The organism is Rudaea sp. (genome assembly GCF_057139185.1).
The window spans coordinates 11,352-28,061 of the sequence record NZ_DBNHDN010000005.1 but is presented as its reverse complement, the minus strand read 5'-3'; the positions used below and the strand labels follow the sequence as shown (position 1 = coordinate 28,061).

The following is a 16,710-nucleotide window of genomic DNA, read 5'->3' as shown; positions in this document are numbered from 1 at the left end:
CGATATGTGGGAAGACTACGCTTTTTCCAGAGTGCAAAGTAATGGGTGCTGATGGGAACGGGAGAATTCGTTCACCTGGGTGACCTTGGTCTCCGCCACCTCGCGCGTGAAAACGCCGCATACGCCACGTCCCCGGGTATGCACGTGGAGCATCACCTGGGTCGCGCGCTCACGATCCATGTTGAAAAACGTCTGCAGCACCACCACGACGAAATCCATCGGCGTAAAGTCGTCATTGAGCAGCAGAACCTGGTACAGCGGCGGCCGCGCGACTTCCGGACGCGCTTCTTCGACCACCGCGCCGTGCTGGGGTTCATGCAGTTTGTCCGGCGTCTGTGCCATCGAAAAACCTTTGTTTGCTCGCGGTTCGAGTATAGCGTCAGTGCCGCCGCGGCGCGCATGCCCGAACGCCTGCTGGTGCCGTTGCCACGCCTTTCAACAGCGCCGCATTCATCCGACCTCGGTTAAAATCGAGCGTTCCCGAAAACCTCCGCCCGACCGATGTTCGAACACTCCGCCGCTTCCGCCAACAGCGTCTGGCGCCCCCGCGTCACCGTGGCCACGGTCGTCGCCGCCGAAGGACGCTTTCTGCTCGTGGAGGAAAACATCCGCGGCGCGCTCGTGCTCAACCAGCCTGCAGGCCATCTCGAGCGGAACGAATCCCTGCCCGATGCGGCGCTGCGCGAGACTCTCGAAGAAACGGGCTGGACGGTGGAGTTGACGGATTTCATCGGCGTCTACCGATGGAATACGCCGGACACCAGCGCGGAATACCTGCGCTTCACCTTCGCGGCGCGACCTGTTGTGCACGATCTGCGCCGCCAGCTCGATGAAGGTATCGTGCGCGCACTCTGGCTGACGCGCGACGAAGTCGCCGCGCAATCGGAGCGCCACCGCAATCCGATGGTGCTCGGCAATATCGACGACTGGCAGCGCGGCCGCCACTACCCCTTGTCCATCGTCCAGTCGTTGCTCGCCTGACATCCAGGCGTTTGCACCCGAATGCGAAAATCAACCTGCGGCCGTGGATGACCGCACCCTTCAAGCGGACGTGAATCTTGGCAAGGTCTGAAAATATCATGGTGGGCATGTCCGGCGGCGTCGATTCGTCGGTCGCCGCACTGTTGCTCGCGCGCTCCGGGGCGCAAATCAGCGGCCTGTTCATGCAGAACTGGGAGGAAGACGAGCGCTTTGGCGAATGCCAGGCGGACCGCGACCGTGCGGACGCGCTGCGCGTCTGCGGCAAGCTCGACATTCCTTTCCATGCGCGGAATTTTGCCGCCGAGTACTGGGATCAGGTGTTCGCGAATTTTCTCGCCGAATACCGTGCCGGCCGCACGCCGAATCCCGACGTGCTGTGCAACCGCGAAATCAAGTTCAAGACCTTTCTCGAGCATGCGCGCGCGCTCGGAGCGGAGCGGATCGCAACCGGGCACTACGCGCGCACCGACGCCGTCGACGGCCGCCATCGCCTGCTGCGCGGGCGCGACACCAACAAGGATCAGAGTTATTTTCTCTACACGCTTGGCCAGGAACAGCTCGCCTCGACACTGTTCCCGGTCGGCGAACTGCCCAAACCCGAAGTGCGCGCGCTCGCCCGCGAAGCGGGACTACCTACGCATGACAAGAAGGACTCGACCGGCATCTGCTTCATCGGCGAACGCGATTTCCGCGAATTCCTTGGCCAATACATCCCGGCTGAGCGCGGCGAGCTGCGTACGCCGGATGGCCACCGCGTCGGCGAACACGACGGAGTGATGTACTACACGCTCGGTCAGCGCAGCGGTCTCGGCATCGGCGGACGCCGCGATACGGGTGGCGAAGCATGGTACGTGGTGGGCAAGGATGTGGCGAGCAATGTGTTGTACGTGGCGCAGGGCGGGAACAACGAATGGCTGCAGTCGCGGCGCCTGAGCGCCGATCAACTGAGCTGGACTGCTGGGCGGCCACCGGCCAGCGAGTTCGTCTGCACGGCCAAAACGCGCTATCGGCAAGCCGATCAGGCCTGCCGCGTCCGCATCGTCGCGGATGGTTGCGAAGTCGAATTCGAGACCGCGCAGCGCGCGGTCACGCCGGGCCAGTCGGTGGTGTTCTATTCTGGCGCAGAATGTCTCGGAGGTGGCATCATCGAAGCTACCGATGCCCCGTTCGGGAGCGGCCAGTGAGTATCTCGTACACCGTGTCTTTGGCCCGCGTCGGATCGACCTGTCGCACGGTGCGCGCAGACGCAGCCGCGGAATCGCGAAGACGCCTGCGTCAACCGTGTCCTCGCGCTCATGTCTGGGAGTAGGTCCGCGATGCGGGAGGAACGTGTCATCGCCCTTGCCGGTGTGTTTCAGGCCATCGCACTGGTGCGTTCGATAGCTTTGCGCGGCGGCGCCGACGCGTTCGCAATGCAGCCCAGCCTGGACAGCATTTTCAAGATCGATGCGGACAGCCCCGCCGACGTTTTCGGAGGTCTGAGCAACTTGCGCCAAGGACTCGAAACCCTCATCGCCCAACTCGACGATGACAAACGCGACCTTTCGATCACGCGCCTCGCGCTTTCGGTGATGCGCGTGGAATCCAGGCTTACGCGCCGGCCAACCCTGCTCGGCGCGCTGCGTACCGGCATCGAGACGATTGCGCGGCAGACAGCCGGTGCCGAAGCGACGAGTGCGTTGGTGGCTCTGCGCCTTGGCCAGCTCTACATCGACACGATATCGACCATACAACCGCGCATCACCGTCGAAGGGGACCCGCAGTACCTGCGCCAGGACAGCCAGGCAGCGCAGATACGTGCGCTGCTGCTCGCCGCCATCCGCGCGGCCGTACTCTGGCGCCAACTCGGCGGTTCGCAATGGCGCCTGGTTTTCCGGCGCGGGCAGTATTCGATGATGGCAAGGGGACTGCTCGCGCAATGCAAACTCAGTGGGGCGTAATACTCTTGTTCCCGGGTTTTGCACCCGGACGTGATCACGGAATGGACAAATGGCAAAGCGTCGGGGTTGATCCGGAGCGCTCCAGTGACCACGGTTGCCCTCGGCCTGGCCGGCACGGTCGCGACCCGGCCGATCTCGGGCGGCGAAACTGTCAGGCGGCTCGCTTTTAGGCGGAACCGTTGCCGTCGGTACTTCCCTGCTTTCCCAGGTACAGGCATTCCCGCGAGCGGGTACCTTCAACCAGTCGGTGTCGGTCAATGCCGGAGACTACGGCATGATCGTCATCGGCGGCGCGGCGAGCGGTCTCTCGTGGGTCAACACCGCGTTGCTGGGTGGGACGGTTGGCATATCGGAGTAGGTTGATCGATATTTCGCATCTCGAGGGCGCGGATTCGCGCCCTCTTTTCTTCTCTTCGCGTCCGCCATCGGCCATCCTGGCGCCAACGCCCGCATTCGCTCTCCTGTCCCGGTCGGCCCGGCGCAGCACCGTTGCTTCCGCAATGCAGCAGACTGCGCGATAATGGTGAGCTCACTTCCCCGCCTTCACCCGACAGCCAGGAGCCTCCCCATGACCGATTCTTTTGCCACCCGCGACACCCTCGAGGTCGGAGGCAAGAAATACGCGATCGCGAGCCTTGCCAAACTCGGCCAGAAATTCGACATCGCGCGCCTGCCGTATTCGATGAAGATCCTGCTCGAGAACCTGCTGCGTCACGAGGATGGCGTCAACGTGACCGCAATGGAAATCGAAGCGGTCGCGAAGTGGGAGCCGAAGAAGGAACCGGACACGGAAATCGCCTTCATGCCGGCCCGCGTCGTCCTCCAGGACTTTACCGGCGTTCCCTGCGTGGTCGACCTCGCCGCGATGCGCGATGCGATCGTCAAGCTCGGCGGCGATGCCGCGAAGATCAATCCCCTGATTCCCTCCGAACTCGTGATCGACCACTCGGTGCAGGTCGACGTGTTCGGCGAGGCCGATGCGCTCGACCTCAACGTCAAGATCGAGTTCGACCGCAACAAGGAGCGCTACAGCTTTCTGCGCTGGGGCCAGGGCGCGCTCAACAACTTCAAGGTCGTGCCGCCGCGCACCGGCATCGTCCACCAGGTCAATCTTGAATATCTTGCCCGCGTCGTCGCAACGGCCGACAAGAACGGCGCCACCTGGGCCTTCCCGGATACCGTGTTCGGCACCGACTCGCACACGACGATGATCAACGGCATCGGCGTGCTCGGCTGGGGCGTCGGCGGCATCGAGGCGGAAGCGGCGATGCTCGGCCAGCCCTCGTCGATGCTGATTCCGCAGGTCGTCGGTTTCAAACTTTCGGGCAAGCTGCCCGAGGGCACGACCGCGACCGACCTCGTGCTCACCGTCACCCAGATGCTGCGCAAGCACGGCGTGGTAGGCAAGTTCGTCGAATTCTATGGCGACGGCCTGCAGCACCTGCCGCTGGCCGACCGCGCGACGATCGCGAACATGGCACCCGAATATGGTGCGACCTGTGGCATCTTCCCGGTCGATGCCGAGGCGCTCAACTACCTGCGCCTGTCGGGCCGCGACGAGGGCGCGATCGCACTGGTCGAGGCCTACGCCAAGGCGCAGGGCTTGTGGCACGACGCGAACACGCCGCACGCGCAGTTTTCCTCCACGCTCGAACTGAACCTGGCCGACGTGAAACCGTCGCTGGCCGGGCCGAAGCGTCCGCAGGACCGCGTGTTGCTCGGCGACGTCGGCAAGAGCTACGCCGAGTCGCTCAAGACCCTCGCCGCGAACCGCAAGCCGAAGAACGGCGCGGAGGCGCGCTTCGCCAACGAGGGCGGCGACACCGCGGTCGGCCATGACGCCAGCGTCAATGGACCGGGCCAGTCGGTCACGCGCAACGGCGTCAACTTCAAGCTCAAGGACGGCGCGGTCGTGATCGCCGCGATCACTTCGTGCACGAACACCTCGAACCCGGCCGTCATGCTCGGCGCCGGCCTGCTCGCGCGCAACGCGGTCAAGAAAGGCCTCAAGACGCAGCCGTGGGTCAAGACCTCGCTCGGCCCGGGCTCGCTCGTCGTCACCGACTATCTGAAGAAGGCCGGAGTGCTCGGCGACCTCGAGAAGCTCGGATTCTTCGTCGTCGGCTACGGCTGCACCACCTGCATCGGCAACTCGGGCCCGCTGCCGGTGGAAATTTCCAAGGGCATCGCCGATGGCGATCTGGTCGTCGCTTCGGTGCTGTCGGGCAACCGCAACTTCGAGGGCCGCGTCCACCCCGAGGTGAAGATGAACTACCTCGCCTCGCCACCACTGGTCGTCGCCTACGCGCTTGCCGGCACGATCGACATCGACCTGACCACGCAGCCGCTCGGCCAGGGCAACGACGGCAAGGACGTTTTTCTCAAGGACATCTGGCCGACCAACAAGGAAATCGGCGACGTCATCGCTGCCACCGTCGGGCCGGAGCTGTTCAAGCAAAACTATGCCGACGTGTTCAAGGGCGACTCGCGCTGGAACTCGATCGATGCGCCCAAGGGCGAGCGCTACGGCTGGGACGAAAAATCGACCTACATCAAGAACCCGCCCTACTTCGACGGCATGCGCATGCAGGTCGGCAAGATCAACGACATATCGGGCGCGCGCGTGCTCGGCATCTTCGGCGACTCGATCACCACCGATCACATCTCGCCAGCCGGCGACATCAAGGCGACTTCGCCCGCGGGCCAGTTTCTGCAGGCGCACGGCGTGGTCAAGGCCGATTTCAACTCGTATGGGTCCCGGCGTGGCAACGACGACGTGATGGTGCGCGGCACCTTCGCCAACATCCGCATCAAGAACCTGATGCTCGGTGGCGAGGAAGGCGGTAACACCCTGCACTACTCGGCGGACGGCAAGGCCTCGTCCAAACTGCCGATCTACGACGCGGCGATGGAGTACAAGAAGGAAGGCGTGCCGCTGGTCGTCCTCGCCGGCAAGGAATACGGCACCGGCTCCTCGCGCGACTGGGCAGCCAAGGGCACGTTGCTGCTGGGCGTCAAGGCCGTGATCGCCGAGAGTTTCGAGCGCATCCATCGATCGAACCTGGTCGGCATGGGTGTGCTGCCGTTGCAGTTCGTCGATGGCCAGAACGCGCAGACGCTGGGCTTCAAGGGCGACGAGGTCTTCGAGATCGCCGGCCTGCAGGATGGCACGGCCAAGGAAATCACGGTTGTCGCCAAGGGGCCTGCAGGCGCGAAGGCGTTCAAGACCAAGGTGCTGCTGCTGACGCCGAAGGAGGTCGAGTACTATCGTCACGGAGGCATCCTGCCGTTCGTGCTGCGCCAATTGGCCGCGTCGCCCAAGGGCGGCTGAGCGGGCCCCGCCAGGTACGTTCCACTCCACGAACGCCCGGCATTGCCAGGCGTTCTTTTGGGGGACTATGCGAGGTGGCAGACGGAGCCCGCCTCAAACTCCAACCGGATTGGTGTCGATCCTCAGATCGCCACTCCCGCGAAGACGAGGCTTTCAACTGCCGGAAGGCTGGTCACCCAGCGCCTTGTGCCCGCTGTCCGTCGAACTATCAAAGCCAAGTTGCTGGATTTCCGCCAAACGCGCTCGGGAATGACGAGCCAAAGGCTTCCTTCGCCGTGTTGACAGCCGGGAATTGACGCGAATCAGGAATTCAGACTGGCGCAAACGGGTTGCAAACCGTACCGTATGCGCCCCCGACGCCACCATTTCAGGGATTTCTCCCGCTGCGTTGCCGCTTGCCGGTTCGGCTTCCGCATGCTCAAATCGTCTCAAACAAGCGTTTGCCTGGAATTCGCTTCGCGACAGAAATCCAAAAGCAGGAGGGATGATGACCACGAGCAACGATCGGCCTTGGCTGGCGAGCTACCCAAGCGGAATTCCCGCGGAAATCGATGTCAACGCCTACAGTTCGATTGCCGCATTGTTCGAGGAGACCTGCGAGCGGTTCCGCCACCGTCCCGCATTCGCCAACCTGGGCAGGACGCTGAGCTACGATGATCTGGACCGACTGAGTCGTGGTTTCGCAAGCTACCTGCGCAGCGTGCTGAATCTGGGCAAGGGCGACCGCGTCGCGGTGATGATGCCGAACGTCCTGCAGTACCCGATCGCGGTATTCGGCATCCTGCGCGCCGGGCTGACCGTGGTCAACGTCAACCCGCTGTACACTGCGCGCGAATTGCGCCATCAGCTCAAAGACTCCGGTGCAGTGGCGATTGTCGTGCTCGACAACTTCGCTGCGGTGCTCGCCGAAGTGCTGGCCGAAACCGACGTCAAGCACGTACTGACAACGTCGATCGGCGACCTGCTCGGATTCCCGAAATCTCTTGTCACCAACTTCGTCGTCAAGCACGTCAAGAAGATGGTGCCGAGCTACCGTATCGATCACGCCGTGCGATTCAATCGCGCGCTGGCCCAGGGTGCCGGCCGGCAACTGCCCGCCACGCAGATCGGGCACGAGGACATTGCGTTCCTGCAGTACACGGGCGGCACCACCGGTCTCGCCAAAGGTGCGATCCTGACCCATGGCAACATGGTGGCGAACATGCAACAGGCTGCGGCGTGGATCGCATCGGGCGTTCGCCCGGGCGAAGAAATCATCATCACCGCGCTGCCGCTTTATCACATCCTCGCGCTTACCGCGAACTGCTTGGTATTCATGCGCGCCGGTGCGCTCAACCAGCTCATCACCAATCCGCGCGACATGCCCGGTTTCGTCAAGTCGTTGAAAAACTTGCCATTTACGGCAATCACCGGCGTCAACACCTTGTTCAACGGGCTGCTCAATACCCCCGGTTTCGACAAGCTCGATTTTTCCAAACTGCGCTTGACGCTCGGTGGCGGCATGGCAGTGCAACGATCCGTGGCTGATCGATGGCACAAGGTTACCGGCTGCATTCTCGGCGAAGCCTATGGCTTGACCGAAACTTCGCCGGCCGTATGCATCAACCCGATCGACCTTTCCGAATTCAACGGATCGATCGGTTTGCCTATCCCGTCGACCGAAGTTTCGATCCAGGACGACGACGGCAAGACTCTCGACATCGGCAGCGTCGGCGAGCTTTGCGTGCGCGGGCCGCAAGTCATGCGCGGCTATTGGAACAAGCCCGAAGAAACCGCGAAGGTGCTTTCGTCGGATGGGTGGTTGCGCACCGGCGATATTGCGCGCATCGACGAAAGGGGTTTCGTCTACATCGTCGACCGCAAGAAGGACATGATCCTGGTTTCCGGATTCAACGTCTATCCAAACGAGATCGAGGATGTCGTCATCGCATGTCCCGGCGTACTCGAGGTCGCGGCGGTCGGTGTGCCCGACGAAAAATCTGGCGAAGCGGTGAAACTCGTCATCGTGAAAAAAGATGCCAACCTCACGGCGGAAATCGTCCGCGAGCACTGCAAGACAAACCTGACGGGCTACAAGCAGCCCAAGTACATCGAATTCCGTGATTCATTGCCGAAAACAAACGTCGGTAAAATCCTGCGGCGCGAGCTCCGGGACTCGCCAAAATAAATGCCGAGGGTATATCCTCAATTGAGCCGTCTTGGCTGCCTGATTCGGTGAGTTCCGACTCGGCGACGCATTTTTATGAGTATCGTGTCACACCTCCGCAGCGCGTATCCATGGGAGTATGCTGCCGAACCATGCGGTTCGTGATGTCGTGCCTGCCCCTCAAGTCGACTCTCCCCGAATGAATCAACGTGAAAGAGGAATCAACAATGAACGTCGCCGACCAGACCCTGCGTGACACATCCTATCAATTCCTGCGCAGTGAAATCGACCCACGCTCGAAGAGTTTCTGGTTCTTCATGCATAGAACGGATCTGAGCAGAGCCGAGGGATATCGACCCTGCTGCTCCGTCCTGCTCCTGAAGGAAATGCATCATTTCCTCCAGCAATGCCTGAACGACATCGGGCTGAACAAAGCAGAGAACGAGGCGGAACAATTGCTTAATCATTTGGTACTGGCATCGGACGCCAATGTGTTCAATCTCGGTGGCGACCTGGATCTGTTTGGCCGTCTGATACGGCGCAGGGACCGCGATGCGCTGTTGGCTTACGCGGTTCGGTGCGTCCAAGGCGCATACGACTTGCACAGGGCCTGTTTGGAATACCCCCTCCACACGATCGCGTTGGTGCAGGGCGATGCTCTCGGAGGCGGCTTCGAGATGGCCTTGTCCTGCAAAACCATCGTCGCCGAAGAAGGGGTTGGAATGGGTTTTCCGGAAGTTCTCTTCGGACTCTTTCCGGGAATGGGGGCCTATACGTTCCTCAAGCGCCGCGTCGGCAGGCAGCTTGCCGAGGATATGATGCTCAACGGAACGATATACTCCTCAGGAGACTTACATCGAATGGGGGTGATTGATGTGCTTGTACCCAAAGGGGAAGGCATTCAAGCCGTATCCAATTTGATTAGACAGAACCAGCGCATCGCCCGGGCGCGAATGGCAATGCACCAAGTGCGCGAAGTGGCAGACCCTGTTCAATATGATGAGCTTTTGCGAATCAGTGAAATATGGGTAGACACGGCATTGCAGCTTGGAGAAAAGTCTTTGAAAACCATGGAGCGTTTGGTCCGCATGCAGCAAAAGCGCTCCAATGAAGTTCAACAAGACCCTCAGATGCCCAACTCGGCACCAAACGAATCGACATATCCGCCGCGCTTGACCGTGGTCGCATGAATCATTCCCGATAGCGTCGAAGCTCAGCGAAATTTTTCCCGCCTTGCCGTGGGGGAGATCCGAGCTTTCGATCGGGATAGCGCACCGCGCCGAACAAGGAAGGGGCTGCAAATCCCGTGCGGTTCGACCTCGCGCGCCAGTCGGTACGTGTTCCTCGCCGAACAGGATCTGAAACACCTGCGAAACTGGCATCCAGTGGTCAGCCGCGCCATCGCTCGAACGTCCAGCGGCGATCGCTTGCCAGAACGGGCGTCGTTCTGCTCGGTGCAAAACGCACGGGCGCCCTGATGATCGCATCTTCGCATGGCCTATTCGCGTCTTCCTCGTACCCATCGCCATCTCCAAACGTGAGGTGTTGCGACGATCCGTTGAATTCGCCCAGTACGTCAGTTCAACCATCACCGGCTACTCTCCTCGATCGGACACCGACCGCCGGCGGAAGCAGAAGCGATATATCATCAGCAACAGCAACAACGTGTGATGCTGATGGCGGCTTGACTCACACCAACCAGCCTCCGACGTTCCCGGGGCGGTTCATTCAGCGAGACGGTTCACCGGAGTTCGCGTTGCGGTCGATACACCGATGCCGTCGGCCCGGAATCGATCTTTGCACTCAGAGATTTTGCGTTGCCTTGTCCACCGCGAGACGCGGCAGCTGCTGCCTTACTGCCTTGAATTGCCCGGACATACCTGCGAGGCACGCACGCCAATCGCGTTCTAGATCCCCATAACCCAGTTTCATGGCGTCGGAAGCAAGGGTTGCAAGACCCGTTGCACCGACATTGCCCGCTACGCCCTTTATCGCATGGCACACATCGCGGAACTCGTCCCAGTTCGAAGTCATCGCGACTTTTTCCAGGGTTGTAAAATTTTTCGTCAGGTCGCGCATGCACTCTTCGACGAACAAATCCAAAAACTCGCGGCCGAATTGCTGGGAAATATCATCGAGCACGTCACGAGAAAGCACCTGCGGCGCCTCGAATGCGATGAGGGAACTCTGTGGCTTTGCCGATTTCGAAGGCGCACTCTCCGCACCACCAAGCGCTATTCCCGCAAGTGTTTCCAGCAACAGCGGCGTGGCGATGGGTTTCGTTAGGAACGCCTTGGCACCAGCCTGGTCACAGGCCTGCTTCATTTCGGGCGTGGCGTCCGCGCTCAATACGATGAACGGCGCCACCTCGCTTCCCGCCTGCATGAATCTGGCATGTCGTAATACATCGAGGCCGCTTAGCCCGGGCATATGCATGTCGATCACGACTGCGTCATATCGACTGTGCTCAAGACGATCCAGCACTTCCTCTGCATCGCTCACTTGCTGAACCTTGTGTCCCGATTTTTCAAGAATGCGCTTCAATACCGTCAAGTTGGCCTGCTGGTCATCCGCAATGAGAATGTTCATTTGCGGGACTCTGGCACGGTGCCGAATGAACGGATCGTCGAACGAAATCACATTCTGGTTCGAGGCGGCATCGTTCGCGAGAAGAGCCGTATTCGCCACCTCCTGAAATGGCACATCCACCCAGAAGTGTGATCCTTCGCCTTCCGTGCTTTCAAACGAAATGGTTCCGCCGGCCAGCTCGGTCAATGCTTTTGCAATCGAAGTACCCAAGCCCGTGCCGTCGAATCGGCGCCCATGGCCTTGGTCGGCTTGTTCAAAAGCTTCGAAAACTCGCGACTGCGCCGAAGCCGGAATGCCGACTCCCGTGTCCCGAATGGAGAACCTAAGGGTAACCCGCTCTTCGATTCTTTTTGTCTGAGACACCGAGATTTTGACAGATCCGCGCTCGGTGAATTTGATGGCATTGGCTATGAGGTTGATGAGAACCTGGCGCAAATGGTTGGCATCGCCCCTCATCAGGGAAGGGACTTCCGCATCAACATTCACATCGAAATCAAGCTTCTTCTCCAATGCGTGAGGTTGCAGCATCAGATGTATCTCGCTCAACAAGTCCCTGACGCGAAAATCGTTCAATTTCTGCTTCAGTTTTCCGGCTTCAATCGCGGAGATATCGAGGACGTTTTCAATCAGCGTGAGAAGGGTTCGCGCAGATGTCTGAATGACTCGCGAGTATTCGGTTTCCTCGGGAGGAAGGCGTGCGGTTGACAGCAAATCAGACATGCCGACAATACCGTTCAGTGGCGTACGCAATTCATGGCTCATCGCAGCAAGGAATCGGGATTTGGCTTCGTTCGCCTGTCTGGCCTCTTCCGTTGCGTGCCGCAAGGCTCTGATCAAGTTTGATATGTATCCCGGCAGCGCAATCAGGCCTGCCAACAAACCCCATGCAAGTGGGCGGTTACTCAACCAGTAGGGCGTATATAGAATTACGCAACTGAAAGAGGCGGTCGCCAGCGTCATGGCCGCGATAAGAAAATTGAAACCGTAGCGCAGTCCGTTTCCTATGGTCACCCACAGATACACCGCATACAGGGGAGCCATGAGGTCCCCGAGAAAATACATCGCCGCCCCCAACGCGGTGTAGTCGGCGACCATGCCGAGAATTCGCCGAGCCGGCGATTTCCCCGGATTGATCACGATACCGGCAAGAATGATTCCGCCGACGATGAATTCCAGGCTCGCTATGAGCAGCGACCACTGGAACAAATGCTCCACATGCTCCCTGGCAATTTCCAGCCAGACCACGTACGCGAAATAGGCGCTTACGACGGCGAAGCGGATGATGGCTTGATGGTGTTCGCTGTCGGGCCGGTTTGAGAGTCGGGCACGAAAAAAATTGACGGCCGACTCGACGAGGCAGCCTGGAGTATGAGAGTGCGAAACCGTCCGATCCATGGCTTCAATACCCCAATTCTTTGGCCGCAAGACTTGCGTATTGAATTTCGCTCAACCTGGCCTGGTTGGCCAGCATGACGTCGACGCACACCGGGGAAAACAGAACCCCGCGATTCTCGACGAGATAGTCCAAGGCCTTCGCGGAACTCCACGCAGACTTGTATGGCCGCTCCGTCGTAAGGGCATCGTATACATCGGCAACCGAAACGATCTGCGCCGCAAGCGGAATTTCATTACCCTTCAGGCCATCCGGATAACCACTCCCGTCCCAGCGTTCGTGGTGCCGCAGGGCGATGACGGCGGCCATCTTGATGAACTTGCTTTGGCTGTCGCGCAATATCTCGTGGCCGATCAGCGGGTGGTGACGCATGATCCGCATCTCTTCATCGGTCAGCCCACCCTTCTTCTGCAGGATCGAGTCCGGGATGCCGATTTTCCCGATGTCGTGCAAGGGAGCAGCCAACGTCAGGCAGCGGACGTCGTCTTCGGGCAACCCGAGTTCTTCGGCCAGAAGTTCGACGTAGTGCGACATGCGCATCAGGTGTATGCCGGTCGTGAAATCGCGATACTCGGCCGCCTTGGCCAAGCGAAACAGGATTTCACGCTCGCGATTCTCCACCTCTTGCAGATTGGCAAGCAGGCGCTCTTCGAGCGAGCGAGCGCGCTCCTTGACCGACTCGCCTTGGCGTCGCAGCGAAAGCAGGTTGCGGAAGCGCGCGCGCAACTCGCGCGGGCGCACGGGCTTGACCAGAAAGTCGATCACACCGGCATCCAGCGCCGCTTGGCGCAGCGGTTCATCGCCGACCACGCTGATCAGGACGATCGGCACATCGCGGTTGGCCGGCAAGCGACGAAAGCGGCGTGCAAACTCGAGTCCGTCGAAGCCGGGCATGCGATAGTCGAGCAGAAGCAGGTCTATCCGCTGGGTCTTCGACCACTTCAGGGCAACGATCGGATCGCCGAAATCGAACACGCGCACGTCCTGGCTGATGCCCTCTACCACCTTGCGCATCATCAAGCGTGCGGAATGCTGGTCGTCGACAACCACTATGTTCATAGGCGTCTGAAAGCGTTGACCGAACCGCGCCGTTTCCATGGTGCGGGTCGCAATGTCCAAATCCGGCAGAAAATTGGTAGTAAGCACGGCGACTACGCCTTAGTTGCCTGGCAGAAAATCCTGCACCAAGGGCCTAAAGCAAAACTCGCGCCGAAAATTTAATTAAAATAAATCAATATGTTGCATTGAATAACTTACCCCCCGCCGTGACGCAGGGCGGCAACTAGTGCCGCTGCGAGGCGCGAACAGCCTACAACAAATCGTCAGCGATGCGCGTACCGGCTACACATACACACATCGTCACCAAGGAGCGCGCCTGGTCGGGCACGTCATTGGATGCCAAGCCGCCGCGACGGCTGCGAACCCATGCCCGCTGCGGAAGCCTGCCCAACCCAGAGTTCACGACTCATCCGACGAGACGAGCTGCAGGCGCGCCTTGACCAGATTCGGATTCGGCAGCAGCAGACGTTCGATCTCCGCCGCTCCCAGCGGGTGCGAGTAAAGGTAACCCTGTCCTTCGATGCAGCCGGCACGCGACAGGAAATCATGCTGGGCTTCCGTTTCGATGCCTTCGGCCACAGTGCGCAGGCCCAGGCTCTTGGCGACGGCAAGAATGGCCTGAATGATTGCCGCGTCATTCGCATCGGGCAGGCCGCGCACGAATGAACGGTCGATCTTGAGCCAGCTGATCGCGGGCAACTTCAGGTATGCAAGCGACGAATAGCCGGTGCCGAAATCATCGATCGCCACGCTGACGCCGAGCGCGTGCAACCGATGCATTATCTGGTCAGTGCCCTCACCGAGTCGCAGGACCGAACTTTCGGTGATTTCCAGTACCAGTTGCGCCGGCGACACGCCGGTTTCCATGAGCGCGCGACTCAACGATTCGACAAATGCATGATGCCCGAACCAGCTCGCCGAGACATTCATCGCCACGCGGATCGGCGGCATTCCGATTTGGTTCCACTCCATGAGCTTCGTGAGCACTGCGCGCATGACCCACTGGTCGATCTGGCGCACTACGCCGAGACTCTCGGCCACCGGCACGAACTCGGCCGGCGCAATCATCCCACGCGACGGATGCTGCCAACGCAGCAGCGCCTCGACTGCCATTATCCGCCCGCTGCGTAACTCGATGCTCGGCTGAAACATGAGCCGCAATTCGTCACGCGCGAGCGCCTGGCGCAATTCAGCCGCCATCTGCAGGCGACTGCGCGCCTTCGCATGCATGATCGGCGTGTAGAAGCGCATACCGTTGCGCTCCTCGGTCTTGGCCACGTACATCGCGGCATCGGCGTTGGCAATCACCGTGGCGGCGTCCAGCGCATCGAGCGGATAGCCGGCAATGCCGATGCTGGCGCTGATAACGATCTCGTTGTTGTCGATGCGATACGGATCGGAAAGAGTTGCGAGCAAACGGTTCGCGAGACCGACCGCATCCTCGCGCAAGCCGAGCCCACGCACCAGCACGGCGAACTCGTCGCCACCAATGCGCCCTGCCACGTCAAGCGGCGCAAGCTGCCTGGTTACACGCTCGGCAGCGACGGCGAGCAGGCGATCGCCGACCGCATGGCCGAAACTGTCGTTGACGGCCTTGAACGCGTCGAGGTCGATGAACAATACCGATACCGCCTCGCGAGCTTGTTCGGCAGTCGCGATCGCATGCGTGCAATGCTCCTCGAACTGCACGCGGTTGACCAAGCCGGTAAGCGGATCGTGCCGGGCCAGATATTCCAGCTGCAACCGGTCCGACTTCGCGGCGGTGACGTCGGAAATCATCGCGATAAAGCGCAGGACCCTTCCCTGCGTGTCACGAATCACGCTGATGCTCAAGCGTTCGTCGTAGACGCTACCGTCGCGTCGGTGCGCGCGGACTTCTCCGACCCAGGAACCCATCGCCTCGATCTGCAGCCACAGCGACGGCGGCAGCGATTCACCCCTAGGCATGACGCGAATATCGTCGATGCGGCATCCGGCAAGGTCCTCGGCGGTGAAGCCGGTCAGAACGGTGTGCGCAGCGTTGACCGCAATCACCTTGCGTGCCGCATCGGCAATGATCACCCCTTCCGCCACCGAAGCGAGCGCCTCGGCTGCGATGAGCCGCTCCTGCTCCATAGCCACTCGTTCGGAAACATCGCGGATGATCACCTGGCGGACAGACTTCTCGCCCCAAGGGGCCAGGCTCGACTGGGTTTCCACCGGGCGCGATGTGCCATCGAATGAAAACAGCAGGTCGGTCGTCGAAGTCTGCGCCTCCTCCTCCGAGTTGCTGGCAACCATGTCGACGAAACGCCTGCCGACAAGTTCCTGCGGCTCGCGTCCGAACCAGCTCGCGGCGGTGCGGTTGGCATCGAGCACGAAGCCATCGTTCTCGTCGACCATGACGATCGCGTCCGGCGCGTTGTCGAACAACACCCTGTAGCGATCCTCCGTACCATGGATTTTCGCCATCGTCCGTCGCGCGATGCTCAGCCACAACAGGCAAGCCAGGATCGCTATTGCGCATACTCCGAAAAACAGCAGGCGAGCTATCCAGATCGCGCCGCCGGATACCGCTCTCGAAAACAGTTCGGCGCGTGGCTGAATGTAGTCATTCAACATGGAGATACGGGCAATCTTCTGCGACAGCTTGCGTTCGTCCCAGGATTGCGAATGGCGCTCACTACGCAACTCGCCAGCGATGGCGCCGAGTTCGTCGATCGACGAATCAGTCGAACGCCATGCGGACAGCGCTTCGTTCATGAACGGCGCGCCCTGCAGGTAGCGGAACACGAAAATGAGCACCGGAACCACATCGCCTACGACGTTGCCATGGCTCAGCGCCCGCACGACCGCGGCGTGGTCATAGTCCGGTTTGAGTGCTTCGTCACGGGCGAAACGGTCATAGCCGAGCAAGGTGAAATTGCGCTCAACTCTGTCCAGAGCTTCGGGGGCGCCGTACACCGCGTAGGTCTGGAGATCGACGACGATCTGCTTTTGCGCCTTCGACCAGGCGCTTTCCCCGTTGAGAAGTGCCGCAAGCGCGAGTTGCACCTGCAACGCCACTCCGATCAGGAGCAGAAGCAAGCCTACGAGTCCGGCCAACCCCCATGCCAACGGCATGAGTTTCCGGATCAGCACCTGCTCGGACACCCTCGGTTCTCCCTGCATGGCGCCGATCATACGCCCAGGGACGGCCAAACGCCCCTGTGACGGCCTCGCCGGAAACACTGGCGGCAAAGCCGGATGTCGCGGCACACGATCGACCAAATCACACACGCATTCGTCACTC

At 60.6% G+C, this 16,710-nt stretch carries 11 protein-coding genes; 6 read left to right on the top strand and 5 right to left on the bottom strand.

All coding sequences use genetic code 11. The features are described from left to right. Window positions 1-15: 15 nt before the first annotated feature. Window positions 16-342 carry an ATP-dependent Clp protease adapter ClpS gene (gene clpS, locus AC16HO_RS00845; protein ID WP_395644064.1) on the bottom strand — a complete coding sequence of 109 codons (327 nt, stop codon included), beginning with the start codon at window positions 340-342 and terminating at the stop codon, window positions 16-18. A gap of 159 nt (window positions 343-501) precedes the next feature. Between clpS and AC16HO_RS00840 the strand changes: the two genes are divergently transcribed. From AC16HO_RS00840 to acnA, 4 genes are all read left to right on the top strand, one after another. Beyond that, window positions 502-981: an NUDIX hydrolase gene (locus AC16HO_RS00840; RefSeq protein WP_395644063.1), complete on the top strand. Its 480-nt coding sequence runs from the start codon at window positions 502-504 to the stop codon at window positions 979-981. 98 nt (window positions 982-1,079) lie between these two features. Then, window positions 1,080-2,165, top strand: coding sequence for a tRNA 2-thiouridine(34) synthase MnmA (mnmA, locus tag AC16HO_RS00835; RefSeq protein WP_395644062.1), 1,086 nt, complete (start codon window positions 1,080-1,082; stop codon window positions 2,163-2,165). A gap of 132 nt (window positions 2,166-2,297) precedes the next feature. Further along, a complete protein-coding gene (gene hflD, locus AC16HO_RS00830) occupies window positions 2,298-2,921 on the top strand; it encodes a high frequency lysogenization protein HflD (protein ID WP_395644061.1) in 624 nt (207 codons plus the stop codon). Between the two features lie 568 nt (window positions 2,922-3,489). Continuing rightward, window positions 3,490-6,252: an aconitate hydratase AcnA gene (gene acnA / locus AC16HO_RS00825; RefSeq protein ID WP_395644060.1), complete on the top strand. Its 2,763-nt coding sequence runs from the start codon at window positions 3,490-3,492 to the stop codon at window positions 6,250-6,252. 153 nt (window positions 6,253-6,405) lie between these two features. Here the strand turns inward: acnA and AC16HO_RS00820 are convergent, their stop codons facing one another. Next, window positions 6,406-6,747 carry a hypothetical protein gene (locus tag AC16HO_RS00820; RefSeq protein WP_395644059.1) on the bottom strand — a complete coding sequence of 114 codons (342 nt, stop codon included), beginning with the start codon at window positions 6,745-6,747 and terminating at the stop codon, window positions 6,406-6,408. Between AC16HO_RS00820 and AC16HO_RS00815 the strand changes: the two genes are divergently transcribed. Both AC16HO_RS00815 and AC16HO_RS00810 read left to right on the top strand, forming a co-directional pair. Next, complete coding sequence (locus tag AC16HO_RS00815) at window positions 6,740-8,419, top strand: AMP-binding protein (protein ID WP_395644058.1); 1,680 nt, start codon at window positions 6,740-6,742, stop codon at window positions 8,417-8,419. The two genes, AC16HO_RS00820 and AC16HO_RS00815, sit on opposite strands and share 8 nt — an antisense overlap. Window positions 8,420-8,625: 206 nt before the next feature. Then, window positions 8,626-9,588, top strand: a complete 963-nt coding sequence (locus AC16HO_RS00810) for a crotonase/enoyl-CoA hydratase family protein (RefSeq protein ID WP_395644057.1) — start codon at window positions 8,626-8,628, stop codon at window positions 9,586-9,588. Window positions 9,589-10,201: 613 nt separating this feature from the next. On the opposite strand, the gene AC16HO_RS00805 is transcribed toward AC16HO_RS00810, so the two are convergent. From AC16HO_RS00805 to AC16HO_RS00795, 3 genes are all read right to left on the bottom strand, one after another. Further along, window positions 10,202-12,382 (bottom strand): ATP-binding protein, encoded by a 2,181-nt coding sequence (locus tag AC16HO_RS00805; protein ID WP_395644056.1) that lies wholly within the window; start codon window positions 12,380-12,382, stop codon window positions 10,202-10,204. 4 nt (window positions 12,383-12,386) lie between these two features. Further along, window positions 12,387-13,439 (bottom strand): HD-GYP domain-containing protein, encoded by a 1,053-nt coding sequence (locus AC16HO_RS00800; RefSeq protein WP_395644129.1) that lies wholly within the window; start codon window positions 13,437-13,439, stop codon window positions 12,387-12,389. Window positions 13,440-13,838: 399 nt separating this feature from the next. Then, complete coding sequence (locus AC16HO_RS00795) at window positions 13,839-16,688, bottom strand: putative bifunctional diguanylate cyclase/phosphodiesterase (protein WP_484335254.1); 2,850 nt, start codon at window positions 16,686-16,688, stop codon at window positions 13,839-13,841. Window positions 16,689-16,710: the final 22 nt, after the last annotated feature.

What these genes read in the sequence shown, in the direction of transcription:
- AC16HO_RS00840 (WP_395644063.1), top strand. Translation starts at nt 502, where the DNA reads ATGTTCGAACACTCCGCCGCTTCCGCCAACAGCGTCTGGCGCCCCCGC.
- hflD (WP_395644061.1), top strand. Translation starts at nt 2,298, where the DNA reads ATGCGGGAGGAACGTGTCATCGCCCTTGCCGGTGTGTTTCAGGCCATC.
- AC16HO_RS00810 (WP_395644057.1), top strand. Translation starts at nt 8,626, where the DNA reads ATGAACGTCGCCGACCAGACCCTGCGTGACACATCCTATCAATTCCTG.
- AC16HO_RS00805 (WP_395644056.1), bottom strand. Translation starts at nt 12,382, where the DNA reads ATGGATCGGACGGTTTCGCACTCTCATACTCCAGGCTGCCTCGTCGAG.
- AC16HO_RS00815 (WP_395644058.1), top strand. Translation starts at nt 6,740, where the DNA reads ATGACCACGAGCAACGATCGGCCTTGGCTGGCGAGCTACCCAAGCGGA.
- clpS (WP_395644064.1), bottom strand. Translation starts at nt 342, where the DNA reads ATGGCACAGACGCCGGACAAACTGCATGAACCCCAGCACGGCGCGGTG.
- AC16HO_RS00800 (WP_395644129.1), bottom strand. Translation starts at nt 13,439, where the DNA reads ATGAACATAGTGGTTGTCGACGACCAGCATTCCGCACGCTTGATGATG.
- acnA (WP_395644060.1), top strand. Translation starts at nt 3,490, where the DNA reads ATGACCGATTCTTTTGCCACCCGCGACACCCTCGAGGTCGGAGGCAAG.
- mnmA (WP_395644062.1), top strand. Translation starts at nt 1,080, where the DNA reads ATGGTGGGCATGTCCGGCGGCGTCGATTCGTCGGTCGCCGCACTGTTG.